Genomic DNA, 1,524 nt, shown 5'->3' with positions numbered 1-1,524 from the left:
GTGATGAACATGTGCGAGGTCTGGTCGACCATGACCACGAAATCGGTGAGCGCGGGAGAGTAGGAGGCGCCGCCCGCGCAGTACCCCATGATCAGCGAGATCTGCGGGATCTGGCCCGACGCCTGCACATTGCGCTGGAAGATCTCCCCGTACATCGCCTGGGACTCCACACCCTCCTGGATGCGGGCGCCGCCCCCGTCGTTGATGCCGATGAGCGGCCGTCCCGTCTTCATCGCCAGTTCCATGATCTTGAGGATCCGGCGGCCGTGGACCTTGCCGAGCGAGCCTCCCTTGTAGCTCGCGTCCTGGCTGAAGACGCAGACGGTGCGGCCGTCGATCTCCCCGTATCCGGTGATCACGCCGTCGCCGTACTCGCCGTCCGTGTCCGCGTCCGACTCGGGGCGGGCGAACGTGTCGATTTCGACGAAGGAACCGGGGTCAAGAAGGAGATCTATGCGCTCCTGAGCGGTCATCCTGCCCTTTGAATGCTGCTTCTCGGCCATCCGGACCGAGCGTGCATCAATGGCTGCACGGCGTCGATGCAGGTCGTCGACCGCATCCCGCATGGTGCCCATTCTGCCTCCTCCACCGGTTCATCAAGGATCCCCAGTCGAGATGGGGATTCGGATGATATATCTCGGGTGGACGCGGGCACGCGAAAATGAATTACCAATACGAATGCCTGAGGAATTCATAAAACATTGTGCAGGATGCATACGGGATGCGGGCGGGCGGAATTCGAGACGTTGATCCGTTACGCTCGCGACGGCCGTGCTCGAACGTTCAACTGCGCAGGGAAGGCAGTTGAACGGTCAGCTCGGCCCCGAATCCGGTGTTCCCGATGCCTCAAGGGCCTGTGCGAGCAGGCCGCCGTCGACGAAGGCGCGGAGCCCCTGCGCGAAGGTGTCCTGTCCGGCCAGTGCCCCCCACCGGTCGGCGATGGCGGCCAGTTGCGGGAGCCGGGCCGGGCCGTCGGTGTTGCCGAAGTAGGCGTTGAGGCGGGCGGGGTCCTGCTCGTCCATCTCGCGGTGGCGGGTGTGCGTGCGCACGAGGATCTCGCCGACCGTGTAGTACCAGATGCTGCGGAAGATCCGGACGGACTGCTCCGGGGTGCATCCGGCGTCGACGACTCCGGCCAGGATCGTCTCGACCAGCGACAGGAAGGAATCGCCGAGCCGGGCGATGAACCCGTCGGTGGTGAGGACCTCCGCCGCCCAGGGCCACGCCGCCAGGCCGTCGTGGATCGCGACGGCGGCCGTGATGATCCGCTCCCGCGGATCGCTCGGCAGATCGGGGTGCGGAATCTGCTCCGCGTACTCGTGGATCAGCAGGAACAGCAGGTCGTCCTTGTCCCGTACATGCGAGTACAGGGTCCCCGTCCCGACGCCGAGCTCGGACGCGAGCCGGCGGATCGTGACCTTCTCCCAGCCGTACTCGTCGATGAGCGCACGGGCCGTGGCCAGGATCTGCTTGCGGGAGGTCACGGGGGGTCGGCCGACGGGTCGGCGCGGTGCGTTCGATCGG

At 66.0% G+C, this 1,524-nt stretch carries 2 protein-coding genes; both read right to left on the bottom strand.

Annotated features, from left to right (window positions below):
* A partial coding sequence (locus ABD378_RS43810) for a carboxyl transferase domain-containing protein (protein ID WP_425583990.1) occupies positions 1 to 575 on the bottom strand: 575 nt, incomplete at its 3' end.
* Between the two features lie 237 nt (positions 576 to 812).
* Positions 813 to 1,524, bottom strand: a 712-nt coding sequence (locus ABD378_RS43805) for a TetR/AcrR family transcriptional regulator (RefSeq protein ID WP_425583989.1), incomplete at its 5' end; no start/stop codon positions are given.

The sequence above is a fragment of the Streptomyces rectiviolaceus genome (assembly GCF_039533825.1).
In the GTDB taxonomy this organism is placed as follows: Bacteria; Actinomycetota; Actinomycetes; order Streptomycetales; family Streptomycetaceae; genus Streptomyces; species Streptomyces rectiviolaceus.
Note: the sequence above shows the minus strand (reverse complement) of the source record. Positions and strands in the feature narration are given on the sequence as shown.